Source organism: Actinomadura citrea (assembly GCF_013409045.1).
GTDB lineage: Bacteria > Actinomycetota > Actinomycetes > Streptosporangiales > Streptosporangiaceae > Spirillospora > Spirillospora citrea.
Window position 1 is genome coordinate 87,161 of sequence record NZ_JACCBT010000001.1, and the last position, 18,143, is coordinate 105,303.

Below are 18,143 nucleotides of genomic sequence, written 5' to 3' on the forward strand. Positions count from 1 at the left end.
TGCCTCAGCGCGCGGTGCTGGTGTACGGCAGCAGCGCCATCTCGCGGGCGTTCTTGATCGCCGTGGCGACGTCCCGCTGGTGCTGGGTGCAGTTGCCGGTCACCCGCCGGGCACGGATCTTGCCGCGGTCGGAGATGAACTTCCGCAGCAGGCCCGTGTCCTTGTAGTCGACGTAGGAGATCTTCTCCTGACAGAAAACGCAAACCTTCTTCTTCGGCTTGCGAGGAGGTGGCTTCGCCATCGTGGTGCTCCTTTGGGAGAGCCCCGCTCACGCGGGAATGGACGTGTACTCGTTGTCTCTTGGTCGCGCCGGAGCGGCGGACTCAGAAGGGCGGGTCGTCGGAGAACCCTCCGCCGCCACCGCCGCCGGTGGCCCAGGGGTCGTCGGCCGGTGCGCCGCCCTGCTGGCCGCCGCCGAAGCCGCCGCCCTGCTGACCGCCGCCGCCGAAACCGCCGCCGCCCTGACCGCCCTGGCCGCCGCCGCCGAAGCCGCCGCCGCCCTGGCCGCCACCGCCGCCGAAGCCGCCGCCACCGCCGCCGCCCTGCCGCTGGGTCTTGTTGACCTTGGCGGTGGCGTTGCGCAGCGACGGGCCGACCTCGTCGACCTCCACCTCGAAGACGGTGCGCTTCTCACCCTCGCGGGTCTCGTAGGAGCGCTGCTTGAGGCGTCCCTGCACGATCACCCGCATGCCGCGCTGCAGGGTCTCGGCCACGTTCTCGGCGGCCTGCCGCCAGACGTTGCAGGTCAGGAAGAGCGCTTCGCCGTCCTTCCAGTCGCCCGCCTGGCGGTCGAAGAACCGCGGGGTCGAGGCGAGACGGAAGGAGGCGACCGCCTGGCCGCTCGGGGTGAAGCGCAGATTCGGGTCCTCGACGAGGTTCCCGACGATCGTGATTACGGTGTCGCCTGCCATGGGGCTCGCTCCGGCTGCTGTGAGGGCTGAGCCTGGCTCAGTGGACCTCGGGGCGGATGACCTTGGTGCGGAGGATCGACTCGCTCAGGTTGAGCTGCCGGTCGAGCTCCTTGACCGTGGCAGGCTCAGCCGACAGGTCGACCACCGCGTAGATGCCTTCGGACTTCTTCTGGATGTCGTACGCCAGGCGGCGGCGGCCCCAGACTTCGACCTTCTCCACGCTGCCGCCGCCGTCCTTGACGACCTTCAGGAACGGGTCGAGCGCCGCACCCGCGGTGCGCTCGTCGATGGCGGGGTCGAGAATGGTCATGAGTTCGTAACGACGCATGCTGTGTCCCTACCTCCTCTGGACTGATGCGGTCACGGTCTCTCCGTGACAGGAGGGCTCTTGCGTCCGTCGCGGCGGCGCCGGACCCGGATCGCCGGGCGGACCTGCCGCGAGACCGATACAGGCTACCAACACTGAGGCGCGCCCGAGCCGGTTCCCGGAGCTGAGCGCCGGTCGGCGGCATGGGCGGGCGGTCTGGGCGGGCGGCATGGGCGGGCCTAGCGCCTTGCATGGGGTTGGGTGGGGCGGGTACAGCGGCGGCGTTCCAGTTCGGCCATGATGTCCGCCATGCGGGCGCGCATGCGGGCGGCCTGGGTGGTCAGCATCGACAGCTCCTCGACGAGCTCCGCGTCACCGATGAGCCCCAACTCCGCGTTCGTCACGGTGTGCACCTCCTGCTCTTCCCCCGCTTCCCCTCGGGGGACGGACCCGAGCCGGTGTTCTCGAATCCGTGTTCGACCGTACCGGGTGCCTCCGACATTCCGCGCCGCCCACCGGTTGATCCTCGTCTTCGCTGGGAATTGCTTTACCCGCATGGTCCGTCCGGTCCCGCGCTCGCCGTGTGGCCCCTGGCGCGGGAGTTCGAGCTGGAGGAGGAGCCCGATGTCCCAGCAGGCGACCGGCGCCGGCGCACCCGAGAGCGCCGTCCGCGCCCAGAGCGAGGCCGAGCCCCATCGGCGCAAGGACGTCCTGGCGGTGGCCGCGGTGACGATCGGGATCGTGGCACTGATCCTCGGGTGGATCCCCGCGGCCCACTTCCCCGGCGCGCTGCTCGGCGTGATCGGCCTGCCGGTCGCCCTGTACTCCCAGATGGTCTCCGCGACGACGAACGAGCGGTGGCTGAACGTGATCGGCATGGTCGCCTCGTTCGTCGGCGCCGGCTTCGCGCTCAGCCACGGAGGCTTCTCGATCTGACCGCGCGGCCGGCATGACCGCGCAGCTTGTCGTGGGGCGCGGCTAGTCTCGGGGGCATGCGCATCGGAGCCCACGTCGACCAGAACAACCCGCTCGACAACGCCCGCGCAATCGGCGCCGACGTCGTCCAGTTCTTCCTCGGTGATCCGCAGGGATGGAAGAAGCCGGTCCTGCCCGAGGGCGTGGAGGCGCTGGAGGGTTCCGGCGTGGACGTGTACGTGCACGCCCCGTACACGATCAATGTGGCGACGTCCAACAACCGGATCCGGATCCCGAGCCGCAAGAACCTCACCCAGCAACTGGAGGCGGCCGCGTCGATCGGTGCGAAGGCGCTGATCGTGCACGGCGGGCACGTGCTGAAGGACGACGACCCGGAGACCGGCTTCGAGAACTGGCGCAAGGTGTTCGAGCGGGTCGAGTGCCCGATTCCGGTCTACATCGAGAACACCGCGGGCGGCGGGAACGCGATGGCGCGCAGGTTCGACCGGATCTCGCGGCTCTGGGAGGTCCTCTCCGGGGTGCCGGGTCTTGAGTCCAAGCTCGGTTTCTGCCTCGACACCTGCCACGCGCACGCGGCGGGGGAGGAACTCGTCGACGCCGTCGACCGGATCAAGGCCATAACCGGCCGCATCGACCTGGTGCACTGCAACGACAGCCGGGACTCGTTCGGGTCGGGGGCCGACCGGCACGCCGGCCTGGGCAGCGGCACAATCGACCCGGAGCTCATCCTCGGCGTGGTGCGGGCGGCGGGCGCCCCGGTCGTGGTGGAGACGCCCGCGGAGGGCCAGGCCGACGACATCTCGTGGTTGCGTTCGAAGCTCTGAGGAAGCAGAGTCGGGATCGTCGCCGGTGTCCGGGAACCGCGGTGGCGGGTGCGGCATCTAAACGCGCATAGGCCCAGCCTGAAGACAAAATTCGAAGGTCACGTCACACTGGCATAATCCGGAACCAGCCCTCAGCGCACGCGTGCCCTCCGGCGGCGGGCGCGCGAATCGATCGGGAAGCACATGGCACAGCCCCCCTATGACCCCTACGGCTACGGAGCCCAGGACCCCTACGCCCAGTCCTACTCCCAGCCCCCGGCCGTGCAGCACCACTACTACGGGCAGTCGATGCCGGTCGTCCGTCCGACCAACGGGATGGCGACCGCCTCGCTGGTGTGCGGCCTGATCGGCTTCTTCGCCTGCGGCATCACGTCCATCCTCGCGGTGATCTTCGGACATGTCTCGCTGGGCCAGATCAAGCGGACGGGCGAGGGCGGGCACGGGATGGCCGTCACCGGCCTGATCCTCGGCTACCTGATCTCCGCGGGCTGGCTCCTGATCCTGCTCTTCTACATCCTCGGGATCGCGATGTTCGCCGCGAGCAGCGGTTCCACCAGCACCTACTGATCCGGGCCCGCGCTCAGGCGAGCCGGGGGACGCCCGCCACTTCCACGCCGACGCTCGACATCAGCACCGTCATGGGGGTGGGGGTGTCCCGCCAGGTCTTCACCGCGCGCCCGAACACGTCGAGGACGGCGCGCAGCGACGCCGGGTCGGCGTCGGCCAGTTCCGCCCACGATTCGTACAGCACCAGGTAGCCGTGCTTCGTGGGCGTCCATGACAGGTCCTTGAGGCATTCGCCGAGATCGTCCCAGTCGGCGCCCGCGCCCCCGGGCAGTTCGAACACGCCGCCGCACAGCCGCAGGAACGAGTCCCTGTCCCTGGCGCGGCGTCCGTCGAGGTAGAAGCCGCGCCAGCCGGCCTCGTCGGCGCGCTCCATCCAGCTCGTGTCGCCGACGGCGCCCGGCACGGGGGACGCCCGCCACTGGTAGACGCCCGGTCTCAGCCGTCCGGCGAGCAGCTCGGTCAGTGCTCGGTCCGCGTTCACGTCATCTCCCGGCAGTTGCCGCTCCCCCCGCGGGTCCGCGGGGTCCGGGGCGACCAGTGCCGCCCGCCGCGTTCCGTTCCCCCACTCTCGCTACAGAACCCCTCGATATCGGCAGGTTCCGGTCACATCGCGCCTGCCTCTGACCAGGCCACTCCTTCTCCCGGAGCCAGCCGAGGCTGATCCCTGGCGCGCCGGCGTCCCTTGACAGGCATCCCCTCGTTTCCTATTCTCTCGAATTGAGAGATGCTCACACACAGAGCAACTCTTGGAGCGAGGTAGTTGCCCGATTCCGAGAGGAACACAGAGATGGACACCACGCCCACCACCACCGCCGGCGCGCCGGCCCGCGTCCAGGCCCACTACGAGAACGTCAAGAAGCTCGGACACTGGACGACCGACCGACGCTTCGAGGTCCGCGCCCGCCGCGGCATGGTCGTGCTGGACCTGCGCTCGCCGCGGATCCCGGACGGCGACATCGAGATCGAGCTCGACCTCGACCACTCGATGGTGAAGCTGCTCGTCCCGCAGGACGCCCGGATCGACCACTGGGACCTGCGCCACACCGGCCGCGGCCGCGTCAAGGACTGGACGGGCGAGAACGGCGGCGGCCGCACGATCCGCGTCACCGGCGAGGTCCGGCACGGGGAGATCCGCGTCCACCGCGGCGGCGTCGCCACCCTGTCGGCGATGTTCTCCCGCGAGTTCGTCCAGGACGTCCGCCGCGCCCGCCGCGAGGGCGGCACCCCCACCGTCGCCGACCCGGCCTACGAGGACTGAGCCGGTCCCGAGAGCTCCTGAGGCCCGTCCCGGCGAACCCGCCCGGACGGGCCTCTCGCATGGCCGATGTGAGAGCGTGCGATTCCGGGTTGAGTCTCCACCGGGTGGAGGCCGCAGGGTGAGGGGCATGGACGGCGACACCACGTACACGATCGGCGAACTGGCGCGCCGCACCGGGCTGCCGGTGCGGACGATCCGGTTCTACTCCGACGCCGGTGTCGTCCCGCCCACCCGCCGTACCGAGGCCGGTTACCGGCTGTACGACGCGGACGCCGCCGAGCGCCTCGACCTGGTGCGAACGCTGCGGGACCTCGGCGTCGACCTTGCCACCGTCCGGCGACTGCTGGACCGGGAGGTCGACGTCGGGCAGGTCGCGGCGGCGCACGCGGACGCGCTGGACGTGCAGATCCGCACGCTCAGGCTGCGCCGGGCCGTGCTGCGGGCGGTGGCCAAACGCGGATCAACCCCGGAGGAGATCGAACTCATGCACAGGCTCGCCCGGCTGTCCGACGAGGAGCGGCGCCGGATCATCACCGACTTCATCGACGAGTCCTTCGCCGGACTCGACCTGCACCCCGGCTTCGCGGAGAAGATGCGCTCCGCGCTGCCGGAGCTGCCCGACGATCCCGAACCCGAGCAGGTCGACGCCTGGGTCGAGCTGGCCGAACTGGTCGGCGACCCCGGCTTCCGGGCCTCGGTGCGCCGGATGGCCGAGTTCCAGGCGGCCGAGGTCGCGCAGGGGACCCTCCCGGACGACTTCGCCGGCCTGGCCGACCTGACCAGGGCAAAGGCGGAGCAGGCCGTCGCGGACGGAATCGAGCCCGGATCGGACGCGGCCCGACCCGTCGTCGACGAGCTGGTCCGCGCCTACGCCGACGCGTGGGACGCCACCGACGACGCCGCTTTCAGGCGCGACCTGCTGCACCGGCTGGAGATCGGCACCGACCCCCGCACCGAGCGGTACTGGCAGTTGCTCGCCCTCATCAACGGCTGGCCCGTCCCGCCGACGCTGACGCCGCTCTTCCAGTGGTTCGTCGACGCGCTGCGCCTCCGCGGCTGACTCAGGAAGGCAGGGGCACGCCGGCGTGGTGGTCGCCGCGCCGGCGTGCCGGCGCCACCACGTCGGATGCGCCGTCGAGGACACCGCCCGCCGGGTCGTCCACCCCGTCCGACCGGACGTTGTCGCCGGACGGGACCAGGACGTCCCGCACCACCAGCGCTGCCAGTGCGAGGACGGTCACGAACCGGGCGAGCAGCGCCAGCGTGTAGACGTCCTTGCTGATCCCTCCGTCCGGGGCGTCCAGGCTCAGCACCGCCGACAGCGTCCCGGACAGGTCGGCGCCCTGCGTCTGGGCGGACACCGACAGCAGGTACCACCAGATGCCGAAGAAGTAGGCGATCTCGCCGAGCTGCCAGACGACGAACGCCGGCAGCTTCGGCCGTGCCAGCACCGCCAGCGGCAGCAGCCACAGGACGTACTGCGGCGACCAGACCTTGTTCGGCAGCATGAACGCGACCAGCACGAGGAACATCAACTGCGGCAGGCGCGGGCGGCGCGGGGCCGCCAGAGCGAGGACGGCGATCCCGGCGGCGAGGACGAGGAACGTTCCCGTGCCGAACAGGTTGAGGAGGTCGGTGTCGGACGCGGGCTTCTCCAGCCCGTGGTCCTGCAGGACGAAGAAGATCGAGCCCCAGTCGATGCCGCGCTTCTGGCTGAAGGTGTAGAACTCCTTCCACCCGTCCCACGCGAAGAGCATCACGGGCAGGTTCACCGCCAGCCATCCGGCGGCGGTGCCGGCGAGCACGCGGCCCATGGGGCGCCACTGCCCGGCCCGGACGCACAGCAGGACGAGCGGGCCGAGGAACAGCAGCGGATAGAACTTCGCCGCGATCGCCAGGCCGAGAAGGGCGCCCGCCAGGGCCGGGCGGCGCGCCGACCAGGCCGCCAGCGCCAGCGCCGACAGCGCCACCGCCAGCAGGTCCCAGTTGATGTAGGCGGTGAGGAGCAGCGCGGGGGACAGCGCCACCATCAGGCCGGTGCGCAGCGAGCGGCGTCCGGCCACGTACGCGGTGGCGAGGACGGCTACCACCGCGAGGACGGCGAGGAGCAGGACGGTGCTGTCGTAGAACGCGAGGCCTCGCGCGTCCACCCCGAACGGCTTGACCAGCCACGCGACCAGCTGCATGAAGCCGCCGCTCAGCACCGGATACTCCACGTACCGGATGTCGGAACCGGTGAAGGTGTCGAAGTACGGGAGCTTCCCGTCGCTGAGCCCGCGCACGTAGTAGAGCGGGTAGACATCGGTGTAGCAGGCGTTCGCCGTCGTCTTGAGGAAGTCGAACCGCACCGACGCGCAGGGCTGTTTCTGCAGCCAGCCGAGAAGGCACGTCAGGGCGGTGAGCCCGGTCAGCACCGGCGCGAGCCGCTTCAGCCGTCCGGGCGCGTCCACCCGGTCGCTATCGGCGGACATCGTGAGCCTCTCCGTAGACGACGACATGGACAGCAAGCCTATTCGTCCGGAGACGCGGGCGATCAAGAACGGGAACGGCCCGGAGCCGTGGGGCTCCGGGCCGTCGCGTCGCGGGCGTGCCGCTAGTGCCGCTAGTTGCGGGTGGTGGGTTCTTCCTTCCGGCAGGCCGGGTCGTTCCTGTGCTCGGGTTTCGCGCACCACCAGGTCTTGTCACCGGTGGGTGGCAGGTTGGGGTTGCAGCCGAGCGGCATGTTGTACTGGTTGCACGGCACGTCGCCCGACCCCGGCGGGGTGATGGTCGGCGTGTCCGTCGGCTTCGGCGTCTCCGACTGGCAGCCGGGCTGCGGCCTCTGCCCCGGCTGACCCTGCTGCCCCGGCTGGCAGGTCGGCGTGTTGGTCGGCGTCGGGGTCGAGGACGCCGTGGGAGTCGGCTTCGCCTTCGCCCACGGGGCGAGCTGGCCGCCGTTGACCGGCGGCGGGAACTGCGTGATGTCCTTGCCCTCCAGGGCCTTCAGCATGAAGGTCTTGAACAGCTCGGCCGGGACCGTACCACCGTAGACCTGGCTGTAGTTGCCGACGCCGATCAGCGACTTGCGGTTGCCGTTCTTGTCCTGCCGCCACATCGCCGACGACGTCACGAGCTCCGGCGTGTAGCCGACGAACCAGGCCGACTTGTTCTCGTCGGTGGTACCGGTCTTGCCGGCGACCGGACGGGCGCCGAGGCTGGCGCGGGTACCGGTACCGCTGGTGACGACCGCCTGCATCGCGTTCGTGGCGTCCGCCGCGACGCCCTCGTCGAAGGCGGTCGTGGGCTTCTGCCAGGGCAGCTTCTCCAGCAGCTTGTGCTTGTTGTTCATGATGGGCTTGCCCCGGTTGTCGGTGACCTTGGCGATCACGTGGGCCTCCCGGTGCTTGCCCCCCGCCGCGAACGTCGAGTAGACCGACGCCATCGTCACCGGGGTGGCGTCGATGACGCCCAGCGGCAGCGACGTGATGTCGTCCTTGAGGTCCCGGGTCCCCGCCGGGATGCCCATCTTCTTGGCCATGTCCACGACGTTGGCCAGCTGGACCTTCTGCCCCAGGTCGACGTACGCCGTGTTGATCGACATCGCCGTCATCTGCTTGAGGTTGTAGACGCCGTTCTCGGAGCGGCTGTCGTTGGTGAAGGACGCTCCGGCGATCGTCCGCTTGTAGCTGCCGTCCATCGTCGTCCGCAGGCTGATGCCCTGGTCGAGCGCCGTGGCGAGCACGATCGGCTTGAACGACGAACCCGGCTGCACCATGCCCTGGAAGGAGTTGTCGAACTGCTGCTTGCGGTAGTCCGGACCTCCGTAGGCGGCCACCACCCCGCCCGTCTTGGGGTCGATCGCCGCGAGGCCGAACTGGATGTCGTTCTTCAGCCCGTTCTGCTTGCGGATCTGCGAGACGGCCTTGTTGGTGTAGTCCTGCAGGTCCTTGCGGAAGGTGGTGGTGATCTTCAGGCCGCCGGTCTCCAGCATCTGCTCGTCGATGCCGAGCGTCTTCAGCTCGTTGATGACGCGGTCCTGGAGGTAGCCGGAGTTGGGGTCGTCCGGGACGTCGCTCCAGTTCTTCTGCGTCTGGGGGAACTTCGCCTGGGCGCGCTTGCCGGAGTCGAGCCAGTTCTTCTCGACCATGCCGTCGAGGACGTAGTTCCAGCGGTTGATCAGCGCCTGCTTGGCCGGGTTGGACGCGGGGCCGTAGGTGGCGAAGTAGCCCGGCCGCTGGATCAGGGCCGCGAGCATCGCCGCCTGCGACTCGTTGATCTCGGTGACGGGCTTGTGGAAGTAGGCGCGGGACGCCGCCTGGATGCCGTAGGCGTGCCGTCCGAACGGGACGGTGTTCAGGTACAGCTCCAGGACCCGCGACTTGTCCATCTCCTTGCCCATCCGGACGGAGATGAGGATTTCCTTGAGCTTGCGGCTGGCCGTGCGGTCCTGGCTGAGGTTCGCCCAGTAGTTGCGGGCCAGCTGCTGGGTGATCGTCGAGGCGCCGGCGGCGCCACCGCCCGTCCCCGCCCGGTACAGCGCGCCCACGATGCCGACCGGCGAGATGCCCGGCTCGTGCCAGAAGTTGCGGTCCTCCGCGGCGAGGACGGCGTTCTGGACGTGCTTCGGCACCTTGTCCAGCGCGATGTCCTCGCGGTGCGTGCCGATACGGGCCATCGTCGACCCGTCCGCGTAGGTGATCACCGATTCCTGGCGGAGCGCGGCCTGCTGCTTCTCCGTCGGGATCGGGGTGTTGGCGTAGGCGACGATGACGAGCGTCGCCAGGCCGAGGATCATCACGCTGACGGCGGCGACGGTGATCTTCCAGTTCGGGACGTAGCGCCGCCAGCCCGTCTTCTTGTTCGCCTCGTCGGCGGGCTTGCGTTCGCGGCGGCGGCCGCCTCCGCGGCCACCGCGTCCGCCACCGCGTCCCTCGTCACCCCAGAAGCCGTCGTCGCCGCCGCCTCCGGAGCCACCGCCGCGTCCACCAGGGCCGCCCGGTCCACCCGGTCCACCCGGGCCGCCGGGGCCACCCGGCCCTCCGGGGCCACCCGGGCCGTTGGGAGGGCCTCCGGGGCCGCCTCGCATGGGGCGACCAGTACCGCCCGACCGCATGGGCGCGGGCGCGCCGCGGCGCCGCGTGCCGCCGGGCGCACCGGCGGCACGCGAGGGCCCGCCCCCGCGTCCACCCGGCCTGCCTCCGGGGCGCGGCGTCCTGCTCGGCGTCGGCGAGCCGCCCGGCGCGCCGCGCTGCCCGCCCGAGGGCGTGCCGGAAGAGCCGGGACGGGGGGAGCCCCTCCGGCCAGAGCCCTCTCCGAAATCCGGTCCAAATCGGCTTGGGTTACTCACGCGGCCTCATCAACTGGGGTACGGCTTTGCGTCGTCCGAGCGTACTGTGCCCCCGGCGCGCAGGGGGCCGCTGAGGCAAGGCTCACCTTCATCGGAACGGACGGGCGCATGCGGTCAAAGGCGCCGGCGTGCGGCGATTCGCAAGGATGCTCCATGTCACACCCCCATCTCCAGTGGACGGTTCGGATCGCGAGAGCCGGCCGGTTCATTCGGGCGGCCTCGCCAGCAGCAGCAGGGGCCGCAGGCTCTCGGTCTCGGCCTGGGCGCCGCGGCCGCCTCTCCGACCCCGGCAGGCGGGGTCGCCCTGGTGGATCTGGCACCACCACCGGGGCGGCGGGTTGCTCGGCGGCTTGTTCGGGTCGCAGTTGCCGTTCTGGAACGGGGACTGGCACGGCTTCCCCTGGCCGCCGTCGCCGCCGTCGCCGCCGTCCTGGCAGCGCGGGTCGAACTTGCCCACCGGGGTGTTGCACCAAGGCGGCTTGCCCTCGTCGTCCTTCTTCTTCTCCGGCGGCTTCGCCCACTTCTGCACGATCCCGCCCCACGCGGGCGCCGGGAACGCCTGCGGGGCCATGCCCTGCACCGCGTTCGCCATGTAGGACCGCCAGATGCGGGCGGGGATCGTGCCGCCCTCCACCTCGCCGATCTGCGGCAGGATCACCGACTTCTTCTTGCCGTCCGGGCCGATCGCGTCGTTGTAGATCGTCACCGCGGTCGAGACCTGCGGGACGTATCCGACGAACCACGACGAGACGTTCCGGTCCGTCGTGCCGGTCTTGCCCGCGGCCTGGCGTCCGTCCGGCAGGGCGGCCGCCGTCGCGGTCCCGCCCTTGATGACCTGCTGCATCGCGTACGTCGCGTCCGCGGCGACCTTCGGGCTGAAGACGCGGCGCTTCTCGTACGTCGGCCGCAGCCGCACCGACTTGCCGTCCGACTTCTTGACCACGCGGATCACGTGCGGCTGGTGGTACATCCCGCCGTTGGCGAACACCGCGTACCCCGCCGCCTGCTCGATCGGCCGGATGTTGTTGACGCCCAGCGCGAGGTTCAGGCAGCACTTGTGCGGTTCCAGCAGGTCGGACGCGATGCCGGCGTCGGTCTCGGTCTTCATCGCCTCCTCGATGCCGACCTTGCCCATCAGCTGGAGGAACGCGGTGTTGACCGAGTCCTTCGTCGCGGTGATCAAGTTGATCGCCGGGCCCACGTCATGGCTGTTCGGGACGATCACGGCGTTCGGGTCGTCCTTGGACACCACGCTGCCGTCCGGGCCGATCGGCGCCTTCGACCGTCCCTCGACGAGGCTCTTCAGGCTGTAGTTCTGCTTCAGCGCAGTCGCGAGCACGTAGGGCTTCATCGCGGACCCGGCCTGTGCCGAGCCCTGCCACACGTTGTCGAAGGACTGGTCCAGGTAGTCGGGACCGCCGTAGAACGCGACGACTTCGCCGTTCGCGCTGTTCACCGAGACCAGGCCGACCCGGATCTTCTTCTTCGCCAGCTTCTTCGGGTTCACCTGCGGGACGGTGTGCTCGGCCGCCCGCTTGGCCATGGCCATCTTCTTGCGGTCGAACGTCGTGTAGACCCGCAGGCCCTGGGTCGTCAGTTCCTTGGTGTCGATGCCCTGCCGGCCGAGCTCCAGCTTGGCGCGCATCAGCATGTAGCCGCGCTGACCGCCGTAGAGCTGGTCGCTGGTTCCCGCCTTCCGGATCTTGGGCGGGCCCTGCTTGATGTACTTGTCGGCCTCGGCCCGGCTGAGCTTGCCCATCGAGACCATGCCGTTGAGCGTGTACTGGTACCTGGAGGTCGCCCACGCCTGGCTGGCCTTGTCGCCCGGGTCCCGGTTCGGGTTCTGGATGATGCCGCCGAGGAGGGCCGCCTGGTCGGGCCGCAGCTTCCACACGTCCGTCCCGAAGTACTCGCGGGACGCCGCCTGGATGCCGTAGGTGTCGCGGCCGAAGTAGATCGTGTTCAGGTAGAGCTTGAGGATCTCGTCCTTGGAGTGCTCGTCCTCCAGCTTCAGCGAGATGAACAGCTCCTGGAACTTCCGGCTGACCGTCCGGTTGCTCGGGTCGGAGTAGTAGTTCTTCGCGAGCTGCTGGGTGATCGTGGAACCGCCGCCCGACCCGCCGGTCAGGTTGTCCCACACCGCCCGCGTCGTGCCCTTGACCGAGAACCCCGGGTCGGTGCGGAAGCTGCGGTTCTCCGCCGCCAGCACCGCGTTCTGGACGTTCGGCGGGACCTTGGCCAGCTCGACGCTCTGCCGCTTCTTGCCGATCCGGCCGATCTCGGTGCCGTCGGTGTAGTAGAAGATCGACGCCTGGTCCTCGACGCCCGCGACCGTCGGCTCCTTCGGGGTCGGCGTGTTCGCGTAGGCGACCCAGACCAGCGTGACGAACGCCGCGAGGCCGAGCCCGCAGACGCCGCCCACGACCTTCCAGGACGGGACGAAGCGCCGCCAGCCGGTCTCGCGGGACCGCAGGTGGCCGAGGAACCCCTTCTTGCCGGGCGGTCCGTGCCGTCCGGGCCCACCGGGCCCACCGGGGCCTCCCGGACCGCCGGGGCCGCCAGGTCCGCCGGGGCCGGCTGGGCCACCCGGCCCGCCTGTGCGGTTGGCCGCGCGCACGCCGCCGCCGCGGAACTTCGCGGTCACCTTCGCGCCGAGCCCCTGCCCGGCCTTTCCGAGCTCACCGAGTTTCTCGCGCACGCCCGGCTTCGGGGCCGCGCCGGGCATCCCCGGCGTCCCGAACCCCATGGGCGGGCCCATTCCCCCCGCACCGGGCCCACCGGCGATTCCCTGCGCGGGACCCATGCCGGGCGCGTTCGGGAACCCGGACCGTCCCGGCGCCCCCATCCCGGGACCCGCGTGCCCGCCGGGAGGACCGCCCATCCCAGGACGACCACCTCCCATGCCGGGTCCGCCCTGCATGCCGTGGCCGCCCGAGGGCGCGTTGCCCATGCCGGGCCCGCCCGACGGCTGGAATCCACCGGGTCCGCCGTTGCCTCCCGGGCCACCGAACCCGCCTTGGCCGGAACCGGGACCGCCGGGACCGCCGAATCCGCCTGGACCGGACGTCCCACCGGGGCCGCCGTTAGGGCCGAACCCGCCGTTGCCTCCGAAACCGCCCTGGCCGGGCGCTCCGCCTGGTCCGCTCTGGCCGCTCGGTACGAGCGCGTTTCCCGGAGCGCCGCGTCCGTCCGGAGCGACCGGTCCACCCGGGGCGGCGTGGCGACCGGTGGACGGCGGGACGGGGCTCGACGGGCTCGCGGGAGCGGACGCGGCCGGCGCGGGACCTCCGAGCGGACCCGGGCTCGCGCCGGGAGCACCCATGAGACCGGGCCCTTCCGCCGTGCCCGGCGGGGCGGGGTTCGGGGGCGCGCCAGGGGGACCCGCGGCGTTCGTTCCGGCGGGCTCACCGTGGTTGCTCGGGAAGCCGTGATCGCCGGAGTCACCGGGACGGGGGTTCTGGTGCCCGCCCGGCCTCTGCGACCCGGGTTCCGGTCGGGGCTGGCTTGGATTACTCACGCGACCTCATCAACAGGGGACAACGGTTGTTGCCGAGGGCCGGGTGGCTCCCGGCCCTTGTTGCGGCTCGTGCGCCGTCCGAAGAGTACTGTGCGGGCTGGTGAGCGGGGGGAGCGTGTGCTCGGCGAAGGACGCCCTGGCCGGTCCGCGCCCCGAGGGGTCGGTGGCTCCTCCTCACTCGGCTGCCGTTCCGGGCTGTCCCGGGATCGGGGTCGTGCGACGCGGCCAGGTGGTTCCAGGACGCAACTTTGACACATTTCCACCACATACACCCTGAAATCGCCACATTCGCGATACGGGCCGATGGGGCGTCCGGGGCGTCCCAGGTAGATCGCCACTTGCCAGGACGAGCCGGACTACGTATCTTGTCGATGTATCGAGTCGATACATTCACTCGATACATCGGATCGAGACATCGGCTTCTGCGGAAGAGGGACCGGGATGGCGGCCAAGAAGGGCGCGGGCGTGCTGGAGCTCGCCGTGCTCGGGCTGCTGCACGAGTCCCCGATGCACGGATACGAGCTGCGCAAGCGGCTCAACACCCTGCTGGGCATGTTCCGCGCGTTCTCGTACGGCTCGCTCTACCCGTGCCTCAAGCAGCTCCTGGCCAACGGGCTGATCATGGAGGACCGGCCGGAGGAGCCGAACGCGCCGCTGGCGCTGCAGAGCCGCCGATCGAAGATCGTTTACAAGCTCACCGCCGACGGCAAGGAGCGCCTGCAGTTGCTCCTCACCGAGGCCGGCCCGGCTTCGTGGGAGGACGAGGGGTTCGGCGTGCACTTCGCCTTCTTCTCGCACACCCGTGCCGACGTCCGGCTGCGGATCCTCGAAGGCCGGCGCAGCCGGCTGGAGGAGCGCCTGGAGAGCGTTCGCGCCGCCCTGGCGCGAACCCGCGAGCGAGTCGACTCCTACACCCTGGAACTGCAGAACCACGGGCTGGAGTCCGTCGAGCGCGAGGTCCGGTGGCTCAACGAGCTCATCGGGCGCGAGCGGGCCGAGCAGGAACAGCAAGCACAGTCAGCTAAGCGAATTGACCAGGACATGCCTCGGGACGAGGGCCGCTGAGCAGTGGCCCGGCGCCTTCGGGGGCGGGTGAGACTCCACCACACATGTTCCGCAACAGAGAAGGAGCGACCGGATGGGTTCGGTGCGCGTAGCCATCGTCGGTGTGGGCAACTGCGCCTCTTCACTCGTCCAGGGAGTCGAGTTCTACAAGGACGCGACCCCCGACACGCGAGTTCCCGGCCTGATGCACGTCCAGTTCGGCGAGTACCACGTGGGCGACGTCGAGTTCGTGGCGGCGTTCGACGTGGACGCCAAGAAGGTCGGGATGGACCTGTCCGAGGCCATCCACGCCAGCGAGAACAACACCATCAAGTTCGCCGACGTGCCCCCCACCGGGGTGACCGTCCAGCGCGGGCACACTTTCGACGGCCTCGGCGAGTACTACCTCGACATGGTCGAGGAGTCCGACGCCCAGCCGGTCGACGTCGTGCAGGCGCTGAAGGACGCCGAGGTGGACGTCCTGGTGTCGTACCTGCCGGTGGGCTCGGAGGAGGCCGACCGCTTCTACGCCCAGTGCGCGATCGACGCCAAGGTCGCGTTCGTCAACGCGCTGCCGGTGTTCATCGCCAGCGACCCCGAGTGGGCGCAGAAGTTCACCGACGCGGGCGTTCCGATCGTCGGCGACGACATCAAGTCGCAGGTCGGCGCCACCATCACGCACCGCGTCATGGCCCGCCTCTTCGAGGACCGCGGCGTCGAGCTGCTGCGCACGTACCAGCTCAACTTCGGCGGCAACATGGACTTCATGAACATGCTGGAGCGCAAGCGGCTCCAGTCCAAGAAGATCTCCAAGACGCAGTCGGTCACCTCGCAGATCCCGCACGAGATGGCGAAGGCGGACGTGCACATCGGCCCGTCCGACCACGTGCCGTGGCTGGACGACCGCAAGTGGGCCTACGTCCGGCTGGAGGGCCGCTCCTTCGGCGACACGCCCCTCAACCTGGAGTACAAGCTGGAGGTCTGGGACTCCCCGAACTCCGCCGGCGTCATCATCGACGCCGTCCGCGCCGCCAAGATCGCCAAGGACCGCGGCATCGGCGGCCCGATCCTGTCGGCCAGCTCCTACTTCATGAAGTCGCCGCCGGAGCAGTACAACGACGACCAGGCGCACGACGCGGTGGAGAAGTTCATCCGCGGCGAGATCGAGCGCTAAGACCGGCGGGCGCAACGCGCCGGTCAGCGTTCCCCCATCCGGGGGTCGGCGGCTCGCATCCCAGGTGGGACGAGGTTCACGAGCCGTTGAGAGCCTGATCACAAAGTTCTCCAAGGACGCCCTGTCAGTGGACATCCCACTGTCAGGGCGTCCTTACTTCTGTAGAGAAACGGTGATGTACCGGCCCTTTGTCACGCTCTGGCCCTACTGTGACACCGCCGGTGACTAGCGCGCCAGGTTCTGAGTCAGTGAGGTGACACCGTGGCGGCACGCGAAATGATCAAGGTGACGGCGGGGCTGGCGGGCCTCGTGGTGGGGCTCGCCGGATGCGCCGGAGGAGGGGACGGCGCGTCCGCGGAGGGCGCGTCCCGCCAGGGCGGCACGCTGCGCGTCGTCGGCTCGTCCGACGTGGAGCACCTCGACCCCGCGTCCGTGGCCAGCGTCGGCGCGTACGGGCTCGTCCGCATGTTCGCCCGGACCCTGTTCGGGAACCGGGCGTCCAACGACTTCCAGGAGACGGTCCCCGTGCGGCCCGACGTCGCCGAGCGGATCCCGACACGCGAGAACGGCGACGTCGGCAAGGACCGCCGCACGTACACGGTCCGGCTGCGCGACGGCGTCCGGTGGAACACCAACCCGCCGCGCCCCGTGACCGCCCAGGACTTCGTCCGCGCCTTCGAACGGCTGTGCAACCCGGCCTCGCCGTCCGCCGCCAAGGGCTACTTCGTCTCCACCCTCAAGGGCATGGACGCGTTCTGCCGCGGATACGGCTCCGTCAACGCCAAGGACGCCGGGGCGATCGCCGCCTACCAGCGCGACCACGGCTTCGAGGGCGTCCGCGCCAAGGACGAACGGACGCTGGTGTTCAAGCTGAAGCGTCCCGCCAGCGACTTCCTCAACCTGCTGTCGCTCCCGGTCACCGCGGCCGCGCCGCAGGAGTACGACCGGTACGTCCCGGACAGTGCCGAGTTCCGGCAGCACACCGTCTCCAACGGCCCGTACCAGATCACCGACTACAAGCCGGGCATCTCCTACCTGCTCACTCACAACCCGGCGTGGCAGGCCGGCTCGGACCCGCTGCGCGAGCGGCACGTCGCGAAGATCCAGATCACGCTGGGGCAGGACTCGCCGGAGACCGTCCAGCAGCAGATCGAGCAGGGAAACGCCGACCTCGCGTGGGACCAGCCCGTCCCGACGTCGGCGATCCCGCGGCTGCGCGACGACCCGCGCTTCGCGATCAGGGAGACCCCGAACAACAGCCCGTACCTGGTGTTCAACACGCGCAGCCCCCGCAACCGCGGCGCGCTCGGCGACCGGGCGGTCCGGCAGGCGCTGGAGTACGCCGTCGACCGCAGCGCCCTCATCAAGATCGTCGGCGGGCCGTCCGTGGCCAGGCCGCTGCACACGGTGATCCCGCCGGGCAACTCCGGCTACGCGGCCGTCAACCACTACCCCACGCCCGGTGAGTCCGGCGACCCCGCCAAATGCCGCGAACTGCTCGGCAAGGCGGGCCGCCCCGGCCTCAAGCTGAAGTTCCCGTACCGGACCAACAGCGTCCACAAACTGATCGCCCAGTCCATCGCCCAGAACCTCGACGCCTGCGGAGTCGAGACGGAACTGGCCCCCGACTCGGGCGGCTCCTTCTACTCCAGCACCCTCTCCACCCCCGCCCGCGCCCGCGAGGGCGCCTGGGACATCGCCGCCCCTGGCTGGGTCCCCGACTGGTACGGCAACAACGGCCGCTCGATCATCCAGCCGCTCTTCGACGGCCGCACCTACGGCCCCAACTCCACCAACTACGGCGGCTACGACAATCCTCAGGTCAACGCCCTCATCGACGCCGCCCTCACCGCCCCCGACGCCCAGCGCGCCGCCGGCTACTGGCAGCAGGCCGACCAGAAGATCATGGAAGACGCCGCGATCGTCCCCCTCCTGGACCGCGCCCAGACCACCTACCGCTCCTCCCGCGTCCACGGCGCCTTCTTCCTCCCCACCACCGCCGCCTACGACCTCACGAGGGTCTTTATTGCGTAGTTGTGGGGCGGGGCGCAGAGCGCCCCGCCCCACAACTACGCGGGCGATCGCTGGCATCGCTCCGGCTCGCCTTGCGGCTCGCTGCGCGATCAGATTCTTGCTTCGCTCGAATCTGCCTTCGGACGCGATCGCAACCATTGAGGTCGCCGCGTGGTTGCGGCGCCGGCTGCGGTCCCAGCGCCCCTTCGGTCGGTGGCTGGTGTCGTTGTGTCCCTGACGGTCCACCTTGTTCCCACTGGACGGGC

16 protein-coding genes are annotated in these 18,143 nt (G+C 70.2%); 8 read left to right on the forward strand and 8 right to left on the reverse strand.

Annotation, left to right across the window (positions count from 1 at the left end; genetic code table 11):
• Positions 1–4 precede the first annotated feature (4 nt).
• The 4 genes from rpsR to BJ999_RS00520 form a co-directional block, all read right to left on the reverse strand.
• Entirely contained in the window at positions 5–241 is a 237-nt protein-coding gene (rpsR, locus tag BJ999_RS00505) for a 30S ribosomal protein S18 (RefSeq protein WP_019631633.1), read from the reverse strand.
• An 82-nt stretch (positions 242–323) separates the two neighbouring features.
• A complete protein-coding gene (locus BJ999_RS00510; RefSeq protein WP_179831409.1) occupies positions 324–911 on the reverse strand; it encodes a single-stranded DNA-binding protein in 588 nt (195 codons plus the stop codon).
• A 37-nt stretch (positions 912–948) separates the two neighbouring features.
• Positions 949–1,239 (reverse strand): 30S ribosomal protein S6, encoded by a 291-nt coding sequence (rpsF, locus tag BJ999_RS00515; protein WP_179831410.1) that lies wholly within the window; start codon positions 1,237–1,239, stop codon positions 949–951.
• A gap of 218 nt (positions 1,240–1,457) precedes the next feature.
• On the reverse strand, positions 1,458–1,622 hold the full coding sequence (locus BJ999_RS00520) for a hypothetical protein (RefSeq protein WP_179831411.1): 165 nt from the start codon (positions 1,620–1,622) through the stop codon (positions 1,458–1,460).
• 220 nt (positions 1,623–1,842) lie between these two features.
• Between BJ999_RS00520 and BJ999_RS00525 the strand changes: the two genes are divergently transcribed.
• The 3 genes from BJ999_RS00525 to BJ999_RS00535 all read left to right on the forward strand — a co-directional run bounded on the left by BJ999_RS00525 (position 1,843) and on the right by BJ999_RS00535 (position 3,545).
• On the forward strand, positions 1,843–2,154 hold the full coding sequence (locus tag BJ999_RS00525) for a hypothetical protein (RefSeq protein ID WP_179831412.1): 312 nt from the start codon (positions 1,843–1,845) through the stop codon (positions 2,152–2,154).
• A 56-nt stretch (positions 2,155–2,210) separates the two neighbouring features.
• A complete protein-coding gene (locus BJ999_RS00530; RefSeq protein ID WP_179831413.1) occupies positions 2,211–2,978 on the forward strand; it encodes a deoxyribonuclease IV in 768 nt (255 codons plus the stop codon).
• Between the two features lie 183 nt (positions 2,979–3,161).
• Positions 3,162–3,545, forward strand: a complete 384-nt coding sequence (locus tag BJ999_RS00535; protein ID WP_179831414.1) for a DUF4190 domain-containing protein — start codon at positions 3,162–3,164, stop codon at positions 3,543–3,545.
• A gap of 13 nt (positions 3,546–3,558) precedes the next feature.
• Here the strand turns inward: BJ999_RS00535 and BJ999_RS00540 are convergent, their stop codons facing one another.
• Positions 3,559–4,026, reverse strand: coding sequence for a barstar family protein (locus tag BJ999_RS00540; RefSeq protein WP_179831415.1), 468 nt, complete (start codon positions 4,024–4,026; stop codon positions 3,559–3,561).
• A 306-nt stretch (positions 4,027–4,332) separates the two neighbouring features.
• Here BJ999_RS00540 and BJ999_RS00545 point away from each other — a divergent pair, with 306 nt between their 5' ends.
• Positions 4,333–4,803, forward strand: coding sequence for a hypothetical protein (locus tag BJ999_RS00545; protein ID WP_179831416.1), 471 nt, complete (start codon positions 4,333–4,335; stop codon positions 4,801–4,803).
• 127 nt (positions 4,804–4,930) lie between these two features.
• A complete protein-coding gene (locus BJ999_RS00550; protein ID WP_179831417.1) occupies positions 4,931–5,863 on the forward strand; it encodes a MerR family transcriptional regulator in 933 nt (310 codons plus the stop codon).
• Between the two features lies 1 nt (position 5,864).
• Here the strand turns inward: BJ999_RS00550 and BJ999_RS00555 are convergent, their stop codons facing one another.
• From BJ999_RS00555 to BJ999_RS00565, 3 genes are all read right to left on the reverse strand, one after another.
• A complete protein-coding gene (locus BJ999_RS00555; RefSeq protein ID WP_179831418.1) occupies positions 5,865–7,274 on the reverse strand; it encodes a glycosyltransferase family 87 protein in 1,410 nt (469 codons plus the stop codon).
• A gap of 131 nt (positions 7,275–7,405) precedes the next feature.
• Entirely contained in the window at positions 7,406–9,868 is a 2,463-nt protein-coding gene (locus BJ999_RS00560; RefSeq protein WP_218934880.1) for a transglycosylase domain-containing protein, read from the reverse strand.
• A gap of 466 nt (positions 9,869–10,334) precedes the next feature.
• On the reverse strand, positions 10,335–12,875 hold the full coding sequence (locus BJ999_RS00565) for a transglycosylase domain-containing protein (RefSeq protein WP_268247768.1): 2,541 nt from the start codon (positions 12,873–12,875) through the stop codon (positions 10,335–10,337).
• Positions 12,876–14,087: 1,212 nt separating this feature from the next.
• On the opposite strand from BJ999_RS00565, the gene BJ999_RS00570 reads away from it, so the two are divergent.
• From BJ999_RS00570 to BJ999_RS00580, 3 genes are all read left to right on the forward strand, one after another.
• Complete coding sequence (locus BJ999_RS00570) at positions 14,088–14,711, forward strand: PadR family transcriptional regulator (protein ID WP_179831420.1); 624 nt, start codon at positions 14,088–14,090, stop codon at positions 14,709–14,711.
• Positions 14,712–14,784: 73 nt separating this feature from the next.
• On the forward strand, positions 14,785–15,864 hold the full coding sequence (locus tag BJ999_RS00575) for an inositol-3-phosphate synthase (RefSeq protein ID WP_179831421.1): 1,080 nt from the start codon (positions 14,785–14,787) through the stop codon (positions 15,862–15,864).
• 261 nt (positions 15,865–16,125) lie between these two features.
• Positions 16,126–17,898, forward strand: coding sequence for an ABC transporter substrate-binding protein (locus tag BJ999_RS00580; RefSeq protein ID WP_229810069.1), 1,773 nt, complete (start codon positions 16,126–16,128; stop codon positions 17,896–17,898).
• Positions 17,899–18,143 lie beyond the last annotated feature (245 nt).